Here is a 3357-nt window from a genome sequence, read left to right as displayed (position 1 = left end):
AATTGTAGGTAACGGTTTTGTATAAGATTAGTTGCGTGGTTTAAGCAACTAATTTAGTAAATAATTACCAACCAAGAAAGTCCGCGAGGACTTTCGTAAGTATGTGAGAACTAGCAATTAATTTTATACGTTGTTAGCTTGCGTTTTTTTTCAGTTGTTCTTTATTTGTCAATATTAAAATTCCTCCAATTACAAATCCGCTTATCAGTCCACCAAAATGAGCTGCATTATCAATTCCGCCTAAAAATCCAAATAACAAACTTACTCCTGCGTAAAGTCCTAATAGCATCCAAGTCATTCCTCTCATATAATTTGGGTAAATTTTAAAAACTGTAAAAGCCAAAATCAGACCATAAAGCCCAAAAATTGCTCCAGATGCTCCAACACTAACTGTGTTTTCGTGCCAATAAATACTCGCTAAACTTGCAAGAATTCCACAAACAATGTAGATAATTATTAATTTTATCGAACCAAGAATGTTTTCCAATAAACTGCTTCCAAGTCCAAGACCTATTAAGTTCATAAACAAGTGTAATAGTCCACCGTGAATAAACATCGAAGTAAATAACCTCCAATATTCGCCACTCATAACTTCAAACCTTCTATTCCCTCCAATTTCGAGTAATTCTTTTGGTGTAGGCGAAACTATGTTTAGTCCGTCAAATGTCATAATTAGAAAAACAATAATATTTAGAAGCAATAAAATTGCTGTGGCTTTATTTTTGCCCATTGGATTTAAAAAGCCAATCATATCTTTTAAACCATCTTCTTTTAGTGGTTTATTCTTTTTAAAATCGTTTAATTCCTTTTCGTTAATTTTTGGAATTACTACCATTAACAAAAGAGCTAATGCTCCAATACCAAAAGACCCAAAAATCCAAGGAAATGAATTGCCGAGTCTTTCTTCAAAAACATCATTTTTAGGTACAAGTATTATTTGTTCCTTTTCGTTTAGATTAGCGTTTTTTTCTTTTATTGCTTCTATAAATCCATCTCTGTCGTCTGAATATCCTAGCCGTTCAAAATATTCTACATCTTGAAAATTATAGGTTTTAAATTCTTGTTCTGATTTGTTTAAAAAAGTTCTGTATTCTGAATTTTTCCTTTGTTCATTAATACGATTGCTTAAATTCTTTTTATACTCAACTCCGTACCAAACAGAGCTTGTTTCTTCAAACGGACAAGCGAGATATAAGTAAAAGTTCAGATTCTCATTATTTCGACCAGAAGTTCTAGCAGTTACATATGGAAGACTTGAGTTATGGTCTATATTAAATGAGGTTATTTTAAAATATTTTTCGTTTTTTAATTCTTTAATTTTTGAGATTGAAGATATTTCGTTTAAGTCAAAAGAACTTTTCTCAATGTAGTTTTGACTTATTATTATTGGTACAGCTATTGCTGCTGCCATAGCAAATTGATATCCAAAATATCCATTATCTCTTTTGCCTCTAACATTTAAAATTCGAATTCTTCTTCGTAACCAAATAAGTATTGGAATCCAAGGAAGAGCGAAAGGAATCCAAAAATTCAATAAGTTTTCTTTTAAGGGTAAAATTCCGAGTTTGATATCTAAAGTCCAACGAAATATGTTATAAAAAAGAATAGTTCCTATCGAAACTATTAAAAATGGAATATATACTTCTTGAAGTTTTGTTTTAATATTGTTCAATTCTCGATGTTGGTTTTAAATGCAAGCTAACGTGTTTGTGTATGGTTAGTTGCGTGGTTAAGCAACTAAGTTAATAAACATTTACGAACCTGTGAAAATTCCGCAGGAATTTTCGCAAGTAGGCAAGAACCAAGCAATTAATTATACACGGTGTTCTACGCAGTTTTTTTCCACAAATTGTTCAGCGATTTTTTTACTTTTCCTTTAATTTCATAAAAATATGCTCTATTTCCTTTTATGATTACTTTTTTACTTCTCGGCATTCTTTCTTTGTCGATAGGAATTACAATATCAATTTCGTAATAATCAGAATTTTCATTTTCCGTTTTTAGTTCTATATAATCTGTAAATCCATAAGTGTAAATTCCGATTTTTTCAATATCTTTTTTAGCTATTCTAAAAGTATTCGTAGAATCTAAATTTACTCTATTTTTAATTCGAGGTGCCCAAGCACAACTTCCTTCTTTCATCCATTCTCTTGTCAAATGCTTGTATTTCCTTTTTTTGTTAAAGTATAGAGTTAATATTTCAAATTCCGTTTTTTGTTTTTCAATCAAGTTTTGGTTTTCGTAAAGTTCAACGTAATGGTTGACCTTAATTTCAATTGAGTCTTTAAGTCCGATTTGCTTTTCGGTTATATTCAATTTTGGCTCTCGTCTTTTTAAATTTGGATTTAAAATAACTTCTCCGTTTTTTAAAATCCAGTTTCCCTCGTTTGAATAATCTTTAAAGGTTTGTGGGTAAACATAATCAGTTGTTCGCAATCTAAAATTTCCGTCAGCTTTTAATTCCAATTCAGTTCCACCAAATTCTCCATTAGCCAAAATCACATCTCCATATGTTCCGATAATTTCGGATTTTTCATTTTGAGCTTGAGCGTTCAATGTAATTAAGAATATTGTTAATATGTAAAATGCTTTTTTCAATGTACTGCTTTTTTTAAATTGCGTAGAACGTACTTGTATAAGATTAGTGCGATTAAAATAACTTGGACACTCGGACAGTAAAAGTGTCTAGGTAATAAATAAACCATTTTAGAAAACTAGAATCTAAGCATTAATTTTATACGGTGTTATATACTGTACTATTTTAGAGCGTTGGCAAATTATTTTTGCATAAAAATAAAGTTTTTATAAAATAAACTATAAAATGCTTGTATATATTATATATATGATGTATATTTGAAGTATAGAAATTAAAACAATAAATATTATGAAAACTCAAATAGAAAACGAATTAGGACAAACAGTAAAAATAGTTAAAGAACACAATGACTTTATTGTTTTTGATTGCGAGGATGGAACTAGAAGAACTAACAAATTAACAAAAACAGGTAAACACAAAAAAAACAGTATTAGAGTATGGTAAAAACTAAATTATACCGATGTAGAGATTGCAGCGTTAAAAAAGATGGCTCTGCAATTTTTCAATATGTAGATGGTAACAATATATCTATAACAAAAAATAGTCCTCAACTATGCTACGATTGTTATGTTAAAAAATACGGTAAAGACAAATGAGAAAGTTAATTGATATAAACGAAGAAGATGGTACTTATGAAAAACTACAGATACTTGCTATCAAAGCAAAGAAAGACCTTAAAAACTACATACAAGACGTTTTGAGTGAGCACGCAAAGATTGGTGGCAAAAAATAGTATTGTATATAACGTTCTCGTATATGGA

4 protein-coding genes are annotated in these 3357 nt (G+C 29.7%); 2 read left to right on the top strand and 2 right to left on the bottom strand.

From position 1 onward, the window contains the following. Nucleotides 1–133: 133 nt before the first annotated feature. Both KO494_RS07785 and KO494_RS07780 read right to left on the bottom strand, forming a co-directional pair. On the bottom strand, nt 134–1672 hold the full coding sequence (locus tag KO494_RS07785; RefSeq protein WP_215967043.1) for a rhomboid family intramembrane serine protease: 1539 nt from the start codon (nt 1670–1672) through the stop codon (nt 134–136). Nucleotides 1673–1827: 155 nt separating this feature from the next. Then, nucleotides 1828–2598, bottom strand: a complete 771-nt coding sequence (locus KO494_RS07780; RefSeq protein ID WP_215967042.1) for a hypothetical protein — start codon at nt 2596–2598, stop codon at nt 1828–1830. Between the two features lie 286 nt (nt 2599–2884). On the opposite strand from KO494_RS07780, the gene KO494_RS07775 reads away from it, so the two are divergent. Then, a complete protein-coding gene (locus KO494_RS07775; RefSeq protein ID WP_215967041.1) occupies nt 2885–3040 on the top strand; it encodes a hypothetical protein in 156 nt (51 codons plus the stop codon). Between the two features lie 148 nt (nt 3041–3188). Next, nucleotides 3189–3329 carry a hypothetical protein gene (locus KO494_RS07770; RefSeq protein WP_215967040.1) on the top strand — a complete coding sequence of 47 codons (141 nt, stop codon included), beginning with the start codon at nt 3189–3191 and terminating at the stop codon, nt 3327–3329. The last annotated feature ends 28 nt before the right edge of the window (nt 3330–3357 follow it).

It is taken from the genome of Lacinutrix sp. C3R15 (assembly GCF_018860825.1).
Lineage (GTDB): Bacteria > Bacteroidota > Bacteroidia > Flavobacteriales > Flavobacteriaceae > Oceanihabitans.
Note: the sequence above shows the minus strand (reverse complement) of the source record. Positions and strands in the feature narration are given on the sequence as shown.

What these genes read in the sequence shown, in the direction of transcription:
- KO494_RS07770 (WP_215967040.1), top strand. Translation starts at nt 3,189, where the DNA reads ATGAGAAAGTTAATTGATATAAACGAAGAAGATGGTACTTATGAAAAA.
- KO494_RS07775 (WP_215967041.1), top strand. Translation starts at nt 2,885, where the DNA reads ATGAAAACTCAAATAGAAAACGAATTAGGACAAACAGTAAAAATAGTT.